Genomic DNA, 18,543 nt, shown 5'->3' with positions numbered 1-18,543 from the left:
GAACCTCCCCCGCTCCCCCTCCCTTCTTCGGGAGTCCGCCCTCGAGGAGGGGCGGCGCCATGAAGGTCCGCAGGGCCGGGATGCACGACGCGGCGGCGCTGCGGCGGCTGATCGCGGAGCTGAACCATGACCAGGGAGACCCGGAGGATCTGCTCACCGATCGCCATGTCGGGGAGGACCTGATCGGCAATCCGGCGACCATCGTGATGATCGCGGAGGCCGCGGATGGGCGGCTCCTCGGCTACGCGACAGGGCATCACACCTATGAGACGGGGCACGCGGAACGCGGCGTCTATGTCGCCGATCTCTATGTCGCGCCCGCGCATCGCCGGCAGGGCATCGCGCGCGCGCTGCTCGCCGCCGTGGCGCGCGCGGGGCATGCCCAGGGCGCGCGCCATCTCTGGCTGACGGCGAAGGAAGGCAACACCGGCGCCCACGCCTTCTACCGCCGCCTCGGCAGCCGCGGCGAACGCGTCATGGCCTTCGCCGTGGTCCACCAGGATTTCCTGAACCTGGCGGCGGAACCGCCGCCGTGAAGGACCGCGGCAACCGCTTCCGGCGGGGCGACGGCGAGGCGCCGACGTTCTACATCTCGCGCGGCACCGACCCCGAAGGCCGCATCCCGGTCGGCGCCGCCGACGAGACCCTCGCCGCCGAGGCCGATGCATGACCGCCGACCCTGCCCTGCGCGCCCGCGATCCCGCCACGCTGACCGAGGCCGAGGCCGCCGCGGAACTCGCCGCGCTCGCCGCCGAGATCGCGCATCACGACGCGCTCTACCACGGCAAGGACGCGCCGGAGATCAGCGACGCCGCCTACGACGCCCTGGTGCTGCGCAACCGCGCGATCGAGGCCCGCTTCCCGGCGCTGATCCGCGCGGACAGCCCCTCCCGCCGCGTCGGCGCAGCGGCCGCGGAGGGCTTCGCGAAATCGCGCCACGGGGAGCCGATGCTCTCCCTCAACAACGTCTTCTCGGAGGAGGAATTCGCCGAGTTCTGCGCCTCGATCCGCCGCTTCCTCGGCCTTCCAGCCGAGGAGAAGCTGCCCTTCGTCGCCGAACCGAAGATCGACGGCCTCTCGATCAACCTGCTCTACGAGCACGGCGCCTTCGCGAAGGGCGCGACGCGCGGCGACGGCATGGAAGGCGAGGACGTCACGCAGAACCTGCTGACCATCCCCTCCCTGCCGAAGCGGCTGCGCGCCCCCTACCCCGCCCGCATCGAGATCCGCGGGGAGGTCTTCATGGACAAGGCGGATTTCCTCGCCTTCCGCGCGGCGCAGGAACGCGCCTTCGAGGAACGCGAGCAGCGCCGCGCGCGCGGCGAGAAGCTGGGCGAGGCCATCGTCATCCCCGCCAACCCGCGCAATGCCGCCGCCGGCTCGGTGCGCCAGCTCGACCCGCGCATCACCGCCTCCCGGCCGCTGAAGCTCTTCGCCTATGCCATGGGCGCGGCGAGCGAGCCGCCGGCCGACAGCCACCACGAATTCCTCGCGCGGCTGAAGCATTGGGGCTTCGCGGTGAATCCGTTGTCGAAGCGCCTCGCGAGCGAACAGGAAGCCGCCGCCTTTCAGCGAAGCATCGGCGAGCAGCGCGCCTCGCTCGCCTACGACATCGACGGCGTGGTCTACAAGATCGACCGCCTCGACTGGCAGCGCCGGCTCGGCTTCGTCGGCCGCGCGCCGCGCTGGGCGACGGCGTGGAAGTTCCCCGCCGAGCAGGCGACGACTCGGCTGCTCGACATCGAGATCCAGGTCGGCCGCACCGGCGCGCTGACGCCGCGCGCGGTGATGCAGCCGGTGACCGTCGGCGGCGTCGTCGTCCGCCACGCCACCCTGCACAACGAGGATGAGATCGCCCGCAAGGATATCCGCATCGGCGACACCGTCATCCTGCAGCGTGCGGGCGACGTCATACCGCAGATCCTCGGCGTGGTGCTGGAGAAGCGCCCCCGGGACGCGCGGCCCTTCGTCTTCCCGGACCACTGCCCGGTCTGCGGCAGCCATGCGATCCGCGACGGCGAGGACGTGGTGCGCCGCTGCACCGGCGGGCTGATCTGCGCCGCGCAGACGGTGGAGCGGCTGAAGCATTTCGCCTCCCGCCGCGCCATGGATATCGAGGGGTTGGGGGAGGAGAACATCCAGATCCTCTTCGACCGGGACCTGGTGCACAGCCCGGCGGAGATCTTCCGCCTCCACCAGCATCGCGAAAAGCTGCTCGCGCTCGAAGGCTGGGGCGATCGCAAGGTGGGAAAACTGCTCGACGCCATCGAGGCGCGCCGCCACGTGCCGCTGGAACGCTTCATCTTCGCCCTCGGCATCCGCCGCATCGGCGAGCAGAACGCCAAGCTGCTCGCGCGCCACTACCACACGCTGGAGGAATGGCGCGCGAAGATGATCGCCGCCCATGTCGTCGGGTCCGAAGCGCGGGAGGAACTCGGCTCCATCCAGGGCATCGGCCCGGCCATCGCCGAGGAGCTGGTCGAGTTCTTCGCCGAGCCCCGTGCCCTGGCCGCGCTCGACGACCTGGCGCGCGAGGCCCCGCCCCTGCCGGCCGAGGCGGCCGGTGCCTCGGACAGTCCCTTCGCCGGCAAGACCATGGTCTTCACCGGCACGCTGGAGACCATGACGCGCGACGAGGCCGAGGCGCAGGCCGAGCGTCTGGGCGCCAAGGTGACGAAATCGGTGTCGAAGAAGACGGATTTCGTGGTGGTCGGCACCGACGCCGGCTCCAAGGCGACCAAAGCCGCCGAGCTCGGCGTCCGCATCCTGACCGAGGCCGAGTGGCGGCAGATGGCCGCCCTCTGACCCCGCTTCGCGGACGTCTGATCCGCCTCCCCAGGTGCCAAAGAAGGGAGGGGGTTTCGGGGGAGGTTCCCCTCCCCCGACCTTCCTTGCCGCTTTCCCTGCCGCCCCCACCTCCTCCAGGCAGGCAGAGGGACCCCCGCCGATGGACAAGATCACCCCGCTCTTCACCGCCACCGCCACCGCCACGGGTGGCCGCAACGGCCATACCGAGGCTGCCGACGGCTCGGTGAAGGCCGACCTGTCCGTCCCCAAGGCGATGGGTGGCCCGGGCAAGCCGGACACCACGACGCCCGAGCACCTGTTTGCCGCCGGCTATGCCGCCTGCTTCGGTGGGGCGCTCGATTTCATCGGCAAGCAGCACAAGAAGAACGCCGCCGGGGCGAAGGTCACGGCGGCGGTGTCGATTGGCCCGCGCGAGGGCGGCGGCTTCGGCCTGTCCGTCGTGCTCACCGTCGAGGATCCGAGCCTGCTGCAGGCCGAGCTCGAGGCGCTTGCGAAGGAGGCGCATGAGAAGATCTGCCCCTATTCCCATGCGACGCGCGGCAATGTGGATGTCGCGCTGACCATCCGCGGCGGCTGATGGCCCATCAAGGCGGCTGATCGACCGCATCATTCCTATGCGTTGGATCGATGGCGCGGGCTGCGACATGCTCCGCTCCATGCTCCCCGTCGATCCCAGCCTGCTTGCCGGATACCTCCTCGCCTGCGTCGTGCTGGTGCTGACACCGGGGCCGGACATGGCCTTCGTGTTGGGCCAGACGCTCTCGGGCGGGGCGCGGCGGGGCTGGGCGGCCACCTTCGGCATCTTCACCGGCGCGGCGGTGCACATCCTCGCCGCGGCCGCGGGCGTGGCGGCGATCGTCGCCGCGCATCCGGCGCTGTTCACCGCGCTGCGGGTGGCCGGCGCGCTCTACCTGCTGTGGCTTGGCGTGCATGCGATCCGCGCGGCGCTGAGGGGCAACGGCGGGCTCGGCGCCGACCGGACGCCGACGACCGGGCTCGGCGCGGCCTGGCGGCAGGGCTTCCTGACCAACCTGCTCAATCCGAAGGTCGGGCTGTTCTTCCTGGCCTTCGTGCCGCTCTTCGTCGATCCGGGGCGCAGCCCGGCCTGGTTGCAGATGCTGATCCTCGGGCCGCTGTTGCCGATCACCTCCATACCGCTCTTCGCCGTGCTGATCGCCGGCGCGGGGCGCATCGCGGACCGGCTGCGCAATTCCACCGCCGGGCGCTGGCTGGACGGGGCGGCGGGGACCTTGTTCCTCGGCCTCGGGATCAGGCTGCTGGCGGGGGCGCCGCGCTGAACAGGGCGTCCAGCCCGGCGCGCAGCATCGCCACCGGATCGCGCCCCGGTCCGCGGCTGACCGTCGCGATGTGGCTGCCCGGCAGGATGAGGTGCCGCGCCCCCGGGATCAGCGCGCTGGAGACCGGCACCAGCCCGTCATTCGGACCGCAGCCGCGCCTTTCCATCCACTGCGCGGCGGCGAGATGCAGGCGTTCGCGCCCGCGCGCCAGGCCTTCCTGCACCTCGGTCGCCAGGCAGGCGACCGGCAGGGCGGCAAGCAGCCGCGCCACCGCCTGGGCTGCCGCCGCCATCCAGATGCGGCGGGACGTGGTCGTCAGGTCCCGCACCCCCTCGCCCGAGCCGATGCGCAGCAGCCGCGCCAGCCCGCCGGCGGCGGCTTCCAGCGGCTTCGCGCCCGTCACCGCATCGGCCACGGGGCTGCCGTAGAAGGGCGACTGCATGGCGAGGAAGCCGGTGCAGCGCGCCTGGGCCTCCGGGTCCAGCAGCGCCGCAAGGGCTTCGAGCCCGCCCTTGCTGTGGGCGATGATCAGCGCCGGCCGGGGATCGGCCATCAGCGCCTCTCGCAGCCGCGCCGCATTGGCCGAGACCGGCTCGGCCGTGCGCAGGGGCACGATGGCGACATCGGCACCCTGCGCCTCCAGCCAGTCGCGCAGAGGGTGCATGTAGTCCATGCCGAAGGGGTGCAGCGCGGCCATGACTTCGCCCATCAGGCCATAGACGAGCAGCACGCGCTGCCCATCCAGGCGCGGGGTGTCACTCCCGCTCGGCATCGAGGCGATGGGCAAGCCCGCCCTTCTCCGACGCCGGCCGCGCCGAGGCGCGCCCCTTCGCGCCGCGTTTCGGCCCCAGCAGGAAGGGATCGCCGGGATCGGCCGAAATGCGCAGCAGCGCCCGGTTGCCTTGCCAGGGGCCGGGCGCGGCCCCGGCCGCGCGATCGCGGGCGGAGTGCATCGACCGCGCGGATTCCGCGATGGCCGGCGGGCCGGCGCAGGCGAGAGCGGCAGCCGGCATCATCACATGCTTGACGGCCGCGCCGGAACCGACGGCGCGGGAAGGCAGGGTGTCGAGGTGGCCGGGCATCAGATCGGCGCGCAGGCGGCGCGCAGCCAATCCGCCGTCGCACCGTCCACCTGCGGCGCCACCTCCGCCAGCACGCGCGCGTGATAGGCATCGAGCCAGTCGCGTTCCGGCCCTGTCAGCAGTCCGGGCTCGATCAGCGCGCGGTCGAAGGGGGCCAAGGTCAGGGTCTCGAAGGCGAGGAACGGCTTCGTCGCCTGCGGCAGCTCCGCCGGCACCACGAGCAGCAGGTTCTCGAGCCGGATGCCGTATTCCCCCGTGGCGTAGAAGCCCGGCTCGTCGGACAGGATCATGCCCTCGCGCAGCGGCACGATGCGCGCGGTGCGGCTGAAGGCCACCGGCCCTTCATGCACCGAAAGGAAGGACCCGACGCCGTGCCCGGTGCCGTGGTCGTAGTCGAGCCCGACATCCCACAGCGCGCGGCGGGCGAGCGCGTCGAGGTGCGGCCCGGCGACGCCCGCCGGGAAGCGCGCCGTCGCCAGCGCGATATGTCCCTTCAGCACGCGCGTCACGCGGTCCTTCAGGGTTGCCGGCGCCGCGTCCGGCCCGGTCCAGAGGGTGCGCGTGATGTCCGTCGTGCCGTCGAGGTACTGCGCGCCGGAATCGATCAGGTAGACCTCGTTCGGCGCGATGCCGCGGTCGGTCTCGGGCGTGACGCGGTAATGGACGATGGCGCCGTGCTCGCCGGCGCCGGAGATGGCAGGGAAGGATTCGCCGCGGAAGCGGTCGCCGGCGCGCCGGAACTCCACCAGTCGGGCGGCGGCCGACATTTCGGTCTGTCCGCCCTTCGGCGCTTCCGCCGCGAACCAGGCGAGGAAGCGCGCCATCGCCGCCGCATCGCGCCGGTGCGCGGCACGGGCGCCGTCGCGCTCGACCGGGTTCTTGCAGGCGCGCGGCATGCGGCACGGGTCTTCGCCGGAGCTGATCTCGGCGCCGGCCTCGCGCAGCCAATGGGTGAACCAGGCCGGCGTCGCTTCGGCGTCGATGCGCACGCGCTTGCCGCGCAGGGCATCGAGGGCGGCGGGCAGTTCCTCCCGCGGTCGCACCACCACCTCATTGCCGAGATGCGCCCGCGTCCCCGCCGGCACCTTGGCCGGCGCCATGAAGAGTTCGACGCGCGCATCGGCGTGCAGCAGCGCGAAGCCGAGGGCCAGCGGCGTGTTCGCGAGATCCCCGCCGCGGATGTTCAGCAGCCAGGCGAGGGAATGCGAATCCGCCAGCACCACCGCCTGCTCGCCGGCCTCCCGCAGCGCGGCGGCGGCCTCGGCGCGCTTGTCCGCATGCGGCCGGCCGGCGACATCGAGCGGATGCGGCACGGCCTGGGCCATCGGTGCGGGCGGCCGGTCGGTCCAGACGGCGTCCAGCGGATTCGCCAGCAGCGGCACGAGATGGACGCCGGGCACGCTGAGCCGCTCGATCGCCGGCGCGGCATGCAGCCAGGGGTCGTAGCCGATGGCGAGGTCCTGGGCGTGGGCCTTCAGCCACTCCGCCGGCGGTTCCTCGGTGATGTGGCGGCAGTCCCAGAGGGCGGGGTCGGTCTGCTGGCGGACCTGCAGCGTGTAGCGGCCATCGGTGAAGACGGCGGCGCGGTCGGGCAGGACGATGGCCAGGCCGGCAGAGCCGGTGAAGCCGGTCAGCCAGGCCAGGCGCTCGCCCGCGGGCGGCACGTATTCGCCGAGATGCTCGTCGGAGCGGGGCACGATGAAGCCTTGCACGCCGACCTCTGCGAGGCGGGCGCGAAGGGCGGCGAGGCGGTCGGAGGGGCTCAGGGCTGTGATCCTTGTTACCGCAAAATTGCATTCATCCACAGGAAACCACGCAAGAAACGCATATCTCACGCGTGACCTTCGCGCATCACCTGTGACCCGGACGCATCTACATAACGCCCACGACATGCGAGCCGAGTTCGAAACGAACCGCCGGCATCGCGAAGGAAAACTACCATGGACACCGCCATCACCAAGGCCGAGGCCGCCCTGCTGCTGCCCGCCACCGTCATGACCTCCAGCCGCATGGCCGAGGCCGAACGCATCCGCCTCGCCGCCATCGCCGCGCGCGACGCCGCCATCGCCGAGGGCGTCCGCCGCGCCGCCCGCGCCGTCGCCCGCGTCGCCGAGGGCCTGATCCGCGCCGTGCTGACCTTCCCGGCCCGGGTCGAGACCTATAACGCCCTCCGTCAGCTCTCGGACCGTGAGCTGCAGGACATCGGCATGACGCGCTTCGACATCGGCCGCGTCTTCGAGCCCGGCTTCAGCCCCCGCCCGGCCAACGACGCCGGCCAGCGCCCCGCCCCCCGGGCGGCCTGACCGGCACCGCGGGGCCGCGTCACCCCCCCGACCGCGGCCCCGCCCCGCCTTCACCGCCGGCGGCGCAGCCCCTAGCCTCCGATCGAACGGAGGAAGGGTTCCGACCATGCGCCTCGGCCTGTTCATGATGCCGCTGCACCCGCCGCAGCGGCCGATGCACGAGACCCTCGCCGAGGACACGGAGAAATCCCTCCTCGCCGACCGGCTCGGCTTCGACGAGCTCTGGGTCGGCGAACACTTCTCCGCGACCTCCGAGCCGATCGCCTCTCCGCTGATGTTCATGGCGGGGCTGATCCACCGCACGCGCCTCGCCTTCGGCACCGGTGTGATCAACCTTCCCAACCACCACCCCGCCATCGTCGCCGCCGAGGTCGCCCAGTTCGACCACATGTCGGGCGGGCGGCTCATGCTCGGCATCGGCTCGGGCGGCCTCGCCTCCGACTTCGAGCTCTTCGGCGACATCGCGCCGATCGAGCGCGGCAAGCGCATGCTGGAATCGATCGCCGCCATCCAGGCGATCTGGGCCGCCGACCCGCCCTACGAGATCGACGGCGCCACCTGGCCGATCCGCCTGACGCGCACCGTGCTGCCCGATTACGGCGTCGGCTTCATGCCCAAGCCCTTCCGGCGCGAAGGGCCCTCCATCCACATCTCCGCCCGCCAGCCGGACAGCTACGGCGTGACCGTCGCCGCGGCGCGCGGCTGGGGCGTGATCAGCGCCAACTTCGTCGCCCACCGGGTGCTCGGCGGGCATTGGCGCGGCATCGCCAAGGGACTCGCCGAGGCCGGCCGGCCCGTGGACGGGTCCAATTGGCGCGTCGCCCGCAACCTGGTCATCGCCGCCAACGACACCGAGGCCCGCGCCCGCGCCACCGCGCCGGAAGGCGCGACGCGCTACTACTTCGACTACCTCGGCAGCCTCGCGAAGCGCGCCGGCCTCGCCGCCACCATGACGCCGCGCGACGACATGGACCCGATGGACGCCACCACCGAGGACATGATCGAGGCCTGCGTCATCTGCGGCAGCCCGAAGACCGTGCTCGACCGGCTGGTGGCGCTGCGCGAGGACACCGGGCCCTTCGGACACCTGCTGATGCCGGGGCTCGACTGGTCCGGCGTCAACGCCTCCTGGGAAGCGGAGACGATGAAGCGGCTCGCCGAGGAGGTGATGCCGAGGCTGCGGCAGCACGTGGAAGCGACCGCCAGGGCGGCGGAGTGATACCAGCGGCACGAGTTCTTGACTCGTGCCGAGGCCGCGAACGCGGCCCGCCGGTGGTCCGGCGAAGCCAAGCAAACCGGAGGTCTGCGCCGCCGTCCGAGGGCACGAACAGCCTCATGCCGGCAGTCGCCAATAGCGGCGGCTGGTACGGGATTCGCCATGCGGGTGGGATGAGAATCGGGGGCGGAGAGAACTCCGCCCCCGAACCCCCACCTCCTTCCTTGGGCACCTGCGCAGCCGCACCGGCACGACGTTCATCGAAGATCAAGGAATGTACCGCAGGATGAGACGATGCAGGTCGCGCTCAATGCCTCGGTGCAAGGGATGCAACGCTCGGCGGAACGGGTCGATCGCGCCGCGGCGACCATCGCCAGCCCGACGCCGCAGAGCGCGCGCGGCAGCGATCCCTCGCCCGCCCCGCCGACCGGCAATGAAGGCCTGACCACGGCGCAGGCGAGCGGCGAGCTCGAACGCGCCATGGCCGACATGATCCAGGCCCGCCGTGCCTATGAGGCGAATGCCAGGGCGCTGGAACGCAACGACGAGATCCAGCGCCAGGCGATCAGCCTCGGCGCCTGAGCACGAGCGTCGACCACGGACCGACATCGATCCGCCGTTCCAGCACCAGCCCCTGCCGCCGATGCGCCGCCAGCACCATGCGCGCCTGGGTGCCAAGCAGCCCCGCCAGGATCGCCGTGCCGCCGGGTGCCAGGTGCAGCGCCAGCTCCCGCGCCATGGCACAGAGCGGCCGCGCCAGGATGTTCGCGAAGATCAGGTCGTAGCGCACGCCCTTCATCACGCGCGGCTTCCAGCCATCCGCCAGGATGGCCCGCATCCGCCGCGGCACGAGCCCGTTCAGCCGGGCATTCTGTTCGCAGACGCGCACCGACCACGGCTCGATATCGGTCGCCAGCACGCGGCACGGCACCATCTTCGCCGCCGCCATCGCCAGGATGCCCGACCCGCTGCCGAGGTCGCAGACCGTCCGCGGCCGGCGATGCGCCACCGCCTCGAAGGCGCGCAGGCAGCCCTGGGTCGAGGCATGCTCCCCCGAACCGAAGGCCAGACCGGCATCGAGCTTCAGCACCACGCGGCCATGGGTCACGGGGTCCGGCACATGGGTCGGGCGGATCAGGAAGCGCCCGCCGATCGGCATTTCCGGGAAGGCCTGCACGGTGCGGGCGAGCCAACCCTCCGCCTCCACCGGCGCGGCCTGCACCACGGGCGGGTCGATCCCCGCGACGGCCGCGGCGAGCGCCAGCGCCGCGTCCAGCGCCTCGTCATGCGCACCCGCTTCGCGCACGCCTTCGATCCGCCAGGTATCGGTCGGCTCGTCGCGGAAATAGGCGACGGTGGTGCACACCTGTTCGAGCGCCGCCTCGAAGACCGGCACGGCATGTTCGGGCAACCCGTCGATCACCAGGGCTTCCAGCGGTTCGGCCCGGCGGCGGGACAGGGCGCCGGGCGCATCGGGGCCGGAGGGCCTCATCCGATCTTCTCCACGAAACTGTCGAGCAGGCGCTTCTCGCCTGCCTTCTCGAAGGCGATGTCGAGGCGGTTCTCCTCGATCGCGGTGATCCGCCCATAGCCGAACTTCTGGTGGAAGATGCGTTCGCCGACCGAGAACTTCCCGGTCGCGGCAGGGCGTTCCTTCACCTCCCAGGCGCCGGCTTCGATCATCCGCCGGGGCCGCATGCCGAACATCCCGCCGCCGGCGAAGACCGAGGCATGGGACCGCGCCTCCCGCTGCGCCCCGCCCTCGACGATGATCTCGCCGGCGGGCAGCTCGTCCAGGAAGCGGGAGGGGATCGAGGCCTGCCAGTTGCCGTAGATGCGCCGGTTCGCCGCATGGCTGATCACCGCGACGCGCCGCGCGCGGGTGATGCCGACATAGGCCAGCCGGCGCTCCTCTTCCAACGCCTTCTCGCCACCCTCGTCGAGGGAGCGCTGGGAGGGGAACAGCCCTTCCTCCCACCCCGGCAGGAAGACCATGTCGAATTCGAGGCCCTTGGCGGCGTGCAGCGTCATCAGCGAGACGCGCTCGCCTTCCGCCGCCTCGTCATTCTCCATCACCAGGGAGACGTGTTCGAGGAAGCCCGAGAGGTTCTCGAACTCGCCCATGGCGCGCACGAGTTCCTTGAGGTTGTCGAGCCGCCCCGGCGCATCGGGCGACTTGTCCTGCTTCCACATCTCGGCATAGCCGGATTCGTCGAGCAGCGTCGCGGCCATCACCACATGGCCCTCGACACCGGCCATGGCGCGCCAGCGTTCGAAGCCCCGCAGCAGGTCCGTCAACGCGGCCCGCGCCTTGGCCTGCTTGATCGCGCCGGTTTCCAGCGCCCGCGCGGCGGCGAGCGACAGCGGCAGCGATTCCGCCCGCGCGATGGCGTGCATCGCCTGCATCGCCGTGTCGCCGAGCCCGCGCTTCGGCACGTTGACGATGCGCTCGAAGGCCAGGTCGTCCGCCGGCTGCGCCACCACGCGGAAATAGGCGAGCGCGTCGCGGATCTCCTGCCGCTCGTAGAAGCGCGCCCCGCCGACGACGCGGTAGGGGATGCCGAGGACGATCATCCGTTCCTCGAAGGCGCGCGTCTGGAAGCCGGCGCGGACCAGGATCGCGACCTCGCCGAGCGAGAAGCCGTCCCGCCGCGCCGCCTCGATGCGTTCGCCGACCATGCGCGCTTCCTCCTCGCTGTCCCACAGCGAGACGACGCGCACCTTCTCCCCTTCCGCGTCCGCGCGGCCCGGGCGCAGGGTCTTGCCCAGCCGCCCGGTGTTCTTCGCGATCAGCCCGGAGGCGGCGGCGAGGATGTGGCGCGTGGAACGGTAGTTGCTCTCCAGCCGCACGATCCGCGCGCCGGGAAAATCCTTCTCGAAGCGGAGGATGTTCTCGATCTCCGCGCCACGCCAGGAATAGATCGACTGGTCGTCGTCGCCGACGCAGCAGATGTTCTTGTGCGCCTGCGCGAGCAGCCGCAGCCAGTAGTACTGCACCAGGTTGGTGTCCTGGTACTCGTCCACCAGGATGTAGCGGAAGCGGCGGTGGTAGTCGGCGAGGATGTCGGCGTTGTCGCGCAGCAGCGTCACGACATGCAGCAGCAGGTCGCCGAAATCCGCCGCGTTCAGCGCCTTCAGGCGGTCCTGGTAGGCGGCGTAGAGTTCCGTCGCGCGACCATTGGCGTAGTCGGAATCTTCGGCCGGCGTCACCGCTTCCGGCGACAGCGCGCGATCCTTCCAGCGCTGGATCACTGCCATCAGCCCGTTGGGCGGCCAGCGCTTCAGGTCCACCCCGGCGGCGTCCATCACCTGCTTGAGCAGCCGCGTCTGGTCGTCGGCGTCGAGGATGGTGAAGTTCGAGGTCAGCCCCACCTTCTCCGCATGCCGCCGCAGCATGCGCGCGGCAAGGGCGTGGAAGGTGCCGAGCCACAGCCCTTCCGCCGGCTGGCCGAGAATGGCGGAGACGCGTTCGCGCATCTCCCGCGCCGCCTTGTTGGTGAAGGTGACGGCGAGCACCTGCGACGGGTACGCCTTCCCTTGCAGCAGGATATGCGCGAAGCGCGTGGTCAGCACGCGCGTCTTGCCGGTGCCCGCGCCGGCGAGCACCAGCAGCGGGCCGTCCACCGCCTCGACCGCGGCGCGCTGCTCGGGGTTCAGCCGCGCCAGGTAGTCGGCGCCGCTCACTGGCAGTTCCCCACCGAGCCGGCGGCGCAGACGCGCTGCCCGTCGGTCCAGCGCGCACCGCCGAGCATCGCGCCTGCCAGGTTGGCGCCGGCAAGGTTCGCACCGCTCAGGTCGGCCTCCGTCAGGTCGGCGCGGAACAGGGTCGCACGCCGCAGATCCGCCCCGGCCAGCACGGCATGCCGAAGGTTCGCGCGGGTGAAATCCGTCTGGCGCAGGTTGGCGCGCGAGAGATCCGCGCCGGACAGATCCGCCGAGACGAAGCGCGCCTCGATCCCGTCCGCCTCGATGAGCTTCGCGCCCGTCAGTACGGCGCGCTGGAAGGAGGCATCGCGCAGCAGCGCGCGCGTCAGGTCGGCGCCGGGCAGGTCCGCCTCGTCGAGCAGGCAGCGTCGCCACACCACGCCGGGCGCAGGGGGATCGGTACAGCCGGCCAGGGCCGGCCCGGCAAGAAGGACCAGCCCCGCAAGCAGGGTGAGGAGCGAGGATGGCGCGTGCACGCCCTGGGATATAGAACCTGAGGCGAAGACCTCCAACCGCCGCCGGGGCCCGCCTCTCCTGTCACCGCTCCGTTTCCTGGAATGGTCCGCCCGGCAGGGCGGTGCGCTGCTGGCCATCGGCATCTTCGCCGGGCTGTTCGTCCCGCCGCTCGCCGCGCTGTTCCGCGACGTCGTCACCATCACCGTCGCCGGGCTGATGACGCTGGTGCTGCTGCGCGTCGATCCGGCGCAGGTCTTCGGCTATCTGCGCCGGCCGCTGCTGGTGGCGGCGCTGACCGCCTGGCTGCTGCTGATCTCGCCGCTGCTCGCCTATGCGGTGGCGTTGGCGACGGGGCTGGACGGGCCGCTCGGCGCGGCGCTGGTGATCAGCGCGACGGGGTGCGCGGCGACCTCCTCCCCCGCCTTCGCCAGGCTGGTGGGGCTGGATGGGGAGATCTCGCTCGTCGTCGCGGTGGTGACGACGCTGCTGGTGCCGTTGACCGCGCCGCCGCTGGCGCTGGGGCTGATGGGGATCGACCTCGCCATTTCGCTGACCGGGCTGATGGCGCGGCTGGCGCTGGTGGTGGGGCTGCCGCTGCTGGTCTCGATCGCCATCCGCCGGGCGGTCGGCGACGCGGCGCTGAAGCGCGTCGGCCCGGCAGTGGACGGGGCGGTGGTGTGGCTGGTGGTGCTCTACGGCTTCGGCGTGATGGACGGGATGCTGGCGAAGCTGCTGGCCGAGCCGGACTGGGTGCTGGGCGGGCTGGCATTGGCCTTCGCCGGCAATTTCGGGCTGAACATCGCGACGGCGCTGGCCTTCGCGCCGGCCGGGCGGCGGCTGGCGCTGGCGGCGGGGCTGCTGTCGGGCAACCGCAACATGGCTCTGTACCTCGCGGTGCTGCCGGCCGCGACGGATTCGCGCATCCTGCTGTTCTTCGCGCTCTGCCAGTTCCCGCTGTTCCTGAGCCCCTTCCTGCTGCGCCCGGTCTATGCCCGGCTGCGGCCGGGTTGAGCATGGCGGCACCGCGCCGGCCTCACCCCTTCGCAGGGTCAGGCGCCGGGGCTGGAGCGGCCACTGTTCGCCTCGGCGAACGGCAACCGCTCCAGCCTCTTGTTTTCGCGAGCATCTTCACCCGATCAGGTGATTCCGCCTGATCGGGATCTGCTCTAGACGACACCGGCCCGCGCCCCGGCCCGGTGGCCGAGGTCCCGCAGCCGGGCGAGGAGGGGCAGCCCTTGTCACCGCAGAACGACCGCCGCTCCGCAGCCCTGATCCAGCGGGCGCACGAGATGTTCGGCCGCGCCCTGGCCCTGCACCAGCAAGGGCAGGTGGTGGCCGCGCAGGACATCTACAGGGCCATCCTCGGGCTCTTCCCCGACCACTACGACGCCCTGCACCTCCTCGGTGTCTGCGCGCTGCAGCAGGGGCAGCACCAGGCGGGCGTGGACCTCATCCAGAAATCGCTCGCCTACCGGCCCGACAATGCCCAGGCACAAGCCAACCTCGGCAACGGCCTCCGCCAGCTCGGGCGGCACGAGCGCGCGCTGCGCTGCTACGAGAAGGCCATCCGGCTCCGGCCCGACATGCTGGAGGCGCATCTGCACCGCGCCCAGGCGCTGATCGACCTGGAACGCCCGGCCGAGGCCGTGGCCTCCCTTGACGGCCTGCTTGCCCGCAACCGGGACATCGCCCCCGCCCACATCCTGCGCGGCTGCGCGCTCTGCACCATGGAACGCCTCGCCGAGGGGCTCGCGGCCTTCGACGCGGCGCTCGCGCTCGCCCCCTCCGCCGCCGAGGCGTATCTGCATCGTGGCGGCGCCCTGTGCGACCTCCGGCGCGCAGCAGAGGCGCTGGCGAGCTTTGATCGCGCCCTCGCGCTGCGGCCGGACCTCGCGGAGGGCCACGCCGGACGCGGCAGGGCGCTGCTTGCGCTGAAGCGCGTCGAGGAGGCGCTCGCCGCCTACGAACGGGCAACGGCCCTGAAGCCCGCCGACGCCACGATGCACAACGGCTTGGGCATCGCGCTGCTCGACGCCGGTCGCCCCGGGCCGGCGAGCGCCGCCTTCCGCCGGGCCATCGCGCTCGCGCCCGATCTGGCCGAGGCACACTGCAACCTCGGCATCGCGCTGACCAGGCTGCTGCGCTTCGAGGCGGCGGCGGCGGCCTGCGGCGAGGCGATCGCGCTGCGGCCGAGATACCGCGAGGCGCTGCTGCAGCGCGGCAACGCCCTCCTGCGGGCCGGCCGCCCCGACAGGGCGCTGCGCGACCTCGAGGAGGCACGGCGGATCGATCCGTCCGAACCCTTCCTCCCGGGCCAGATCCTGCACGCCCGGATGCAGGTCGCGGACTGGAGCGGGCATGAGGAGATGGTCGCGGAACTCCTCGATGCGATCCGGCAGGGCCGTCCAGCCTCCTCCCCCTTCGACCTGCTGGCGGCGACCGATTCCCTGCAGCTCCAGCGGCTGGCGGCGGAGGCCTTCGTGGCGGAAAGGTATCCCGCCACGGCGGATGTGCCCCTTCCGGCCGTGCCCCGATCGGCGGATGTCATCCGGGTCGGATATGTCTCCTCCGACTTCGGCAACCATCCGGTAACCCACCTGATGCTGGACGTGCTGCAGCGGCACGACCGCCGGCGGTTCGAGGTGCACGCCCTCTCTCTGGTGCCGGCGCAGGCCGAGCCGTGGCAGGACAAGGTCCGCGCGGCGGTCACGCGGTTCCACGACCTTTCGGCCCTCGGCGACCAGGAGGCGATCCGGTACGTCCGCGATCTCGGCATCGACATCGCGGTGGATCTGAACGGGCATACGCTCGGCGCCCGGACGCGGCTCTTCGCCGCGCGGATCGCGCCGGTGCAGGTCGGCTATCTCGGCTTCATCGGAACCATGGGGGCCGGCTACATCGACTACGTCGTCGCCGACGAAACCACGATCCCGGCCGCCCATTTCGGGCAGTTCCGCGAGAAGGTGATCCACCTCCCGCATTTCCAGGCCAATTGCCGGCATCTCGATGCCGCGCCGGCAGCGCCGGACCGCGCAGCATCCGGCCTGCCGGACCGCGGCACGGTCTTCTGCTCGTTCAACAACGCCTACAAGGTCACGCCCGAAACCTTCGACGCCTGGATGCGCATCATGGCGCAGGTGCCCGGCAGCGTGCTCTGGCTCTATGCCGGCAAGGCGGAATCCTCCGGCACCTACCGGACGCGCGCCAGGAAGCTGGGCATCGATCCGCAGCGGATCGTCTTCGCAGGCTTCGTTCCGCTGGCTGAGCACCTGGCGCGGCATGCGCTGGCGGACCTCTTCCTCGACACCTTCCCCTACAATGGCGGCACGACGGCCAGCAACGCGCTGCGGATGGGCCTGCCGGTGCTGACGCGGATGGGCGAATCCTTCGCCAGCCGCATGGGGGCCAGCCTGCTGGGGGCGGTCGGCATGCCCGAACTCGCCGTGGCCTCCCTGCAGGACTACGAACGGATGGCGACGGGTCTCGGCAATGCGCCGGAGCGGGTCGCGGAGCTGAAGCGGAGGCTGGCCGCGAACCTGCCCTCCTGCCCGCTCTTCGATGCCGACAGGGCGACGGAGGCGTTGGAGCGGGCCTTCGCGGCCATCCATGCGCGCGCGGCGGCGAAGCTGGCGCCGGACCACATCGCGATCGCCGGCTGAGCGGCCCCGGCGGGGCCGGACGGCATCAGGCCTTCCTGGGCCGTGCCCCGAGAATATGCGCGATCGCGTAGGTCAGGTCCGGCCGGTTCAGCGTGTAGAAGTGGAACTCGTCCACCCCGTTCGCCTGCAGCAGCCGCACCTGTTCGGCCGCCACCACCGCGGCGACCATGCGCCGCGTCTCGGCGTCCTCCTCCAGCCCTTCGAAGAGCTGGCCCATCCAGGCCGGGACGCTCGCGCCGCACATGGCGGAGAACTTCACCACCTGCTGGAAGTTCGACACCGGCAGGATGCCCGGCACGATCGGCACCGTGATGCCCTTGGCCAGGCAGCGGTCGAGGAAGCGGAGATAGACCTCGGTATCGAAGAAGTACTGGGTGATCGCCCGCGTCGCCCCGGCATCGATCTTGCGCTTGAGGAAATCCAGGTCGGCCTCGGCCGAGAGCGCCGCCGGGTGGGTCTCGGGGTAGGCGCCGACGCTGATCTCGAAATCCCCGATGCGCTTCAGCCCGCGCACCAGATCTTCCGCCTGGGCATAGCCGCCCGGGTGCGGCGTGTAGGTGGCGGCCCCTGCCGGCGGGTCCCCGCGCAGGGCGACGATGTGGCGCACCCCGGCCGCCCAGTAGCGCCGGGCGACGGCGTCCACCTCCTCCCGCGTCGCGCCGACGCAGGTCAGGTGGGCAGCGGGCGTCAGCGTGGTCTCGGTGACGATGCGCGCGACGGTCGCATGGGTGCGTTCCTGGGTCGATCCGCCGGCACCGTAGGTCACGGAGACGAAGCGCGGCGCCAACGGCTCGAGCCGCCGGATGCAGGCCCAGAGCTGCTCCTCGAGCTTGTCCGTCCGGGGCGGGAAGAACTCGAAGGACAGGCGCGGGGCGGGCATTTCCGCCGGGGCAGGCAGGCCGGCCACCCGGGGCCCGGTCAGCCAGCGGGCCAGGGTACCGCCCATGACCTGGTTCATCGCGCTCGTTCCTCGTTCCTCAGCACCGCAGCGGGCGGGCGGCTCCTCTCGCCTGTCCACGACGCGCTTGCAAGACTTCGTGACACACTGCGACGAAACGCCTTGCTGCGCCGCAACCTGCTGTCGCTATAGTCGTGCCCGCCTGCCGTCCATGAGACCTGTTCGGAAACCGGTTCCAACCCCGGGCGAGACCTTGTATTCCGCCGCAATGCTCCCCCCGATCATCACGAAATCGCGAAGCTGGGCCTGTGCCCTGGCCGTCCTCGCCGTGGGGGCGTGCGCGACGCCTCCCCCGGCCGACGACCCGGAAGCGGTGGCCGAGTTCCGCGAGACCAACGACCCCTTCGAACCCGCCAACCGCGCGATGTTCGAAGTGCACGAGGTCGCCGACCGCTTCGTGCTGCAGCCGGTGGCCGAAGCCTATCGCGACGTCCTGCCCCAGCCGGTGCGCAACGGGATCCGCAACGCTCTGGGCAACCTGCGCGCGCCGGTGATCCTGGCCAATGACCTGCTGCAGGGGAACATCAGCCGGGCACGCATCACGCTCGGCCGGTTCATGGTGAACTCGACCCTCGGCATCGGCGGCATCCTCGACGTGGCGCGGGACTGGGGCGTGCCCGGCCATTCCGAGGATTTCGGCCAGACCCTGGCGGTCTGGGGGGCCGGCGAGGGCTTCTACATGTTCGTGCCGCTGTTCGGCCCCTCCTCCCCGCGCGACCTGGTCGGCCAGGGGGTGGACATCGCACTTCACCCGCTCACCTGGCTTGGCCAGGGGGCGGCGGTGGACGCCGCCGGCTGGGTTCGGCTTGGCCTCGTCGTGGTGGACACGCGGGAGGCGCTGCTGGAGCCGATCGACCAGGTGCGCGCAACCTCTCTCGACCCCTATTCGACGCTGCGCTCGGCCTACCGGCAGCGACGCGCCTTCGAGATCGAGAACCGGGAAGTCTACGGCACGACGGTCGCTCCCTCGGGCGTCATCGGCTATGGCCAGGGAGTGACCCAGCCGGCGGGGCCGAACCCGGAACCGACGCCGCCGCCCCCGCGATGACTCGGAATCG

General features: G+C 71.6%; 18 protein-coding genes. 11 read left to right on the top strand and 7 right to left on the bottom strand.

Annotated features, from left to right (window positions below; all coding sequences use genetic code 11):
* Positions 1-59: 59 nt before the first annotated feature.
* The 5 genes from GXW74_RS06420 to GXW74_RS06400 all read left to right on the top strand — a co-directional run bounded on the left by GXW74_RS06420 (position 60) and on the right by GXW74_RS06400 (position 4,106).
* Entirely contained in the window at positions 60-536 is a 477-nt protein-coding gene (locus GXW74_RS06420; RefSeq protein ID WP_211845630.1) for a GNAT family N-acetyltransferase, read from the top strand.
* Positions 533-670 (top strand): hypothetical protein, encoded by a 138-nt coding sequence (locus GXW74_RS06415; protein WP_211845629.1) that lies wholly within the window; start codon positions 533-535, stop codon positions 668-670. The genes GXW74_RS06420 and GXW74_RS06415 overlap by 4 nt, the downstream gene beginning before the upstream one ends.
* Entirely contained in the window at positions 667-2,805 is a 2,139-nt protein-coding gene (gene ligA, locus GXW74_RS06410; RefSeq protein ID WP_211845628.1) for an NAD-dependent DNA ligase LigA, read from the top strand. The genes GXW74_RS06415 and ligA overlap by 4 nt, the downstream gene beginning before the upstream one ends.
* Positions 2,806-2,947: 142 nt before the next feature.
* Positions 2,948-3,385, top strand: a complete 438-nt coding sequence (locus tag GXW74_RS06405) for an organic hydroperoxide resistance protein (RefSeq protein WP_211845627.1) — start codon at positions 2,948-2,950, stop codon at positions 3,383-3,385.
* Between the two features lie 67 nt (positions 3,386-3,452).
* Complete coding sequence (locus GXW74_RS06400) at positions 3,453-4,106, top strand: LysE family translocator (protein WP_246522958.1); 654 nt, start codon at positions 3,453-3,455, stop codon at positions 4,104-4,106.
* On the opposite strand, the gene GXW74_RS06395 is transcribed toward GXW74_RS06400, so the two are convergent.
* Genes GXW74_RS06395 through GXW74_RS06385 form a run of 3 tightly spaced genes read right to left on the bottom strand, consistent with a single transcriptional unit; the run spans position 4,078 to position 6,954 of the window.
* Positions 4,078-4,836, bottom strand: coding sequence for a lipase family protein (locus GXW74_RS06395; protein ID WP_211845625.1), 759 nt, complete (start codon positions 4,834-4,836; stop codon positions 4,078-4,080). The two genes, GXW74_RS06400 and GXW74_RS06395, sit on opposite strands and share 29 nt — an antisense overlap.
* A 25-nt stretch (positions 4,837-4,861) precedes the next feature.
* Complete coding sequence (locus GXW74_RS06390; RefSeq protein WP_211845624.1) at positions 4,862-5,188, bottom strand: hypothetical protein; 327 nt, start codon at positions 5,186-5,188, stop codon at positions 4,862-4,864.
* Positions 5,188-6,954, bottom strand: coding sequence for an aminopeptidase P family protein (locus GXW74_RS06385; RefSeq protein ID WP_246523001.1), 1,767 nt, complete (start codon positions 6,952-6,954; stop codon positions 5,188-5,190). The genes GXW74_RS06390 and GXW74_RS06385 overlap by 1 nt, the downstream gene beginning before the upstream one ends.
* Positions 6,955-7,128: 174 nt before the next feature.
* On the opposite strand from GXW74_RS06385, the gene GXW74_RS06380 reads away from it, so the two are divergent.
* The 3 genes from GXW74_RS06380 (at position 7,129) to GXW74_RS06370 (ending at position 9,289) form a co-directional block, all read left to right on the top strand.
* Entirely contained in the window at positions 7,129-7,491 is a 363-nt protein-coding gene (locus GXW74_RS06380) for a DUF1127 domain-containing protein (RefSeq protein WP_211845622.1), read from the top strand.
* Between the two features lie 106 nt (positions 7,492-7,597).
* Positions 7,598-8,710, top strand: a complete 1,113-nt coding sequence (locus GXW74_RS06375; RefSeq protein WP_211845621.1) for an LLM class flavin-dependent oxidoreductase — start codon at positions 7,598-7,600, stop codon at positions 8,708-8,710.
* A 291-nt stretch (positions 8,711-9,001) separates the two neighbouring features.
* Positions 9,002-9,289, top strand: coding sequence for a flagellar basal body rod C-terminal domain-containing protein (locus tag GXW74_RS06370; protein WP_211845620.1), 288 nt, complete (start codon positions 9,002-9,004; stop codon positions 9,287-9,289).
* Here GXW74_RS06370 and GXW74_RS06365 read toward each other — a convergent pair.
* The 3 genes from GXW74_RS06365 to GXW74_RS27900 are packed head-to-tail and all read right to left on the bottom strand — an operon-like array spanning position 9,273 to position 12,888.
* Positions 9,273-10,199 carry a 50S ribosomal protein L11 methyltransferase gene (locus GXW74_RS06365; protein ID WP_211845619.1) on the bottom strand — a complete coding sequence of 309 codons (927 nt, stop codon included), beginning with the start codon at positions 10,197-10,199 and terminating at the stop codon, positions 9,273-9,275. The genes GXW74_RS06370 and GXW74_RS06365 overlap by 17 nt on opposite strands.
* Entirely contained in the window at positions 10,196-12,391 is a 2,196-nt protein-coding gene (locus tag GXW74_RS06360; protein ID WP_338148162.1) for an ATP-dependent helicase, read from the bottom strand. Before GXW74_RS06360 ends, GXW74_RS06365 begins: the two co-directional genes overlap by 4 nt.
* Positions 12,388-12,888 carry a pentapeptide repeat-containing protein gene (locus GXW74_RS27900; protein ID WP_338148161.1) on the bottom strand — a complete coding sequence of 167 codons (501 nt, stop codon included), beginning with the start codon at positions 12,886-12,888 and terminating at the stop codon, positions 12,388-12,390. Before GXW74_RS27900 ends, GXW74_RS06360 begins: the two co-directional genes overlap by 4 nt.
* On the opposite strand from GXW74_RS27900, the gene GXW74_RS06350 reads away from it, so the two are divergent.
* On the top strand, positions 12,863-13,879 hold the full coding sequence (locus GXW74_RS06350) for a hypothetical protein (protein ID WP_338148160.1): 1,017 nt from the start codon (positions 12,863-12,865) through the stop codon (positions 13,877-13,879). The genes GXW74_RS27900 and GXW74_RS06350 overlap by 26 nt on opposite strands.
* A gap of 224 nt (positions 13,880-14,103) precedes the next feature.
* Complete coding sequence (locus GXW74_RS06345; protein WP_211845617.1) at positions 14,104-16,527, top strand: tetratricopeptide repeat protein; 2,424 nt, start codon at positions 14,104-14,106, stop codon at positions 16,525-16,527.
* Between the two features lie 25 nt (positions 16,528-16,552).
* Here the strand turns inward: GXW74_RS06345 and metF are convergent, their stop codons facing one another.
* Entirely contained in the window at positions 16,553-17,485 is a 933-nt protein-coding gene (metF, locus tag GXW74_RS06340) for a methylenetetrahydrofolate reductase [NAD(P)H] (protein ID WP_246522956.1), read from the bottom strand.
* A 313-nt stretch (positions 17,486-17,798) separates the two neighbouring features.
* Here metF and GXW74_RS06335 point away from each other — a divergent pair, with 313 nt between their 5' ends.
* Positions 17,799-18,533: an MlaA family lipoprotein gene (locus GXW74_RS06335; protein WP_338148159.1), complete on the top strand. Its 735-nt coding sequence runs from the start codon at positions 17,799-17,801 to the stop codon at positions 18,531-18,533.
* Positions 18,534-18,543 lie beyond the last annotated feature (10 nt).

The organism is Neoroseomonas eburnea (assembly GCF_018129005.1).
GTDB classification, from domain to species: Bacteria; Pseudomonadota; Alphaproteobacteria; order Acetobacterales; family Acetobacteraceae; genus Neoroseomonas; species Neoroseomonas eburnea.
Note: the sequence above shows the minus strand (reverse complement) of the source record. Positions and strands in the feature narration are given on the sequence as shown.

What these genes read in the sequence shown, in the direction of transcription:
- GXW74_RS06420 (WP_211845630.1), top strand. Translation starts at nt 60, where the DNA reads ATGAAGGTCCGCAGGGCCGGGATGCACGACGCGGCGGCGCTGCGGCGG.
- ligA (WP_211845628.1), top strand. Translation starts at nt 667, where the DNA reads ATGACCGCCGACCCTGCCCTGCGCGCCCGCGATCCCGCCACGCTGACC.
- GXW74_RS06405 (WP_211845627.1), top strand. Translation starts at nt 2,948, where the DNA reads ATGGACAAGATCACCCCGCTCTTCACCGCCACCGCCACCGCCACGGGT.
- GXW74_RS06400 (WP_246522958.1), top strand. Translation starts at nt 3,453, where the DNA reads ATGCTCCGCTCCATGCTCCCCGTCGATCCCAGCCTGCTTGCCGGATAC.
- GXW74_RS06390 (WP_211845624.1), bottom strand. Translation starts at nt 5,188, where the DNA reads ATGCCCGGCCACCTCGACACCCTGCCTTCCCGCGCCGTCGGTTCCGGC.
- GXW74_RS06380 (WP_211845622.1), top strand. Translation starts at nt 7,129, where the DNA reads ATGGACACCGCCATCACCAAGGCCGAGGCCGCCCTGCTGCTGCCCGCC.
- GXW74_RS06375 (WP_211845621.1), top strand. Translation starts at nt 7,598, where the DNA reads ATGCGCCTCGGCCTGTTCATGATGCCGCTGCACCCGCCGCAGCGGCCG.
- GXW74_RS06370 (WP_211845620.1), top strand. Translation starts at nt 9,002, where the DNA reads ATGCAGGTCGCGCTCAATGCCTCGGTGCAAGGGATGCAACGCTCGGCG.
- GXW74_RS06365 (WP_211845619.1), bottom strand. Translation starts at nt 10,199, where the DNA reads ATGAGGCCCTCCGGCCCCGATGCGCCCGGCGCCCTGTCCCGCCGCCGG.
- metF (WP_246522956.1), bottom strand. Translation starts at nt 17,485, where the DNA reads ATGAACCAGGTCATGGGCGGTACCCTGGCCCGCTGGCTGACCGGGCCC.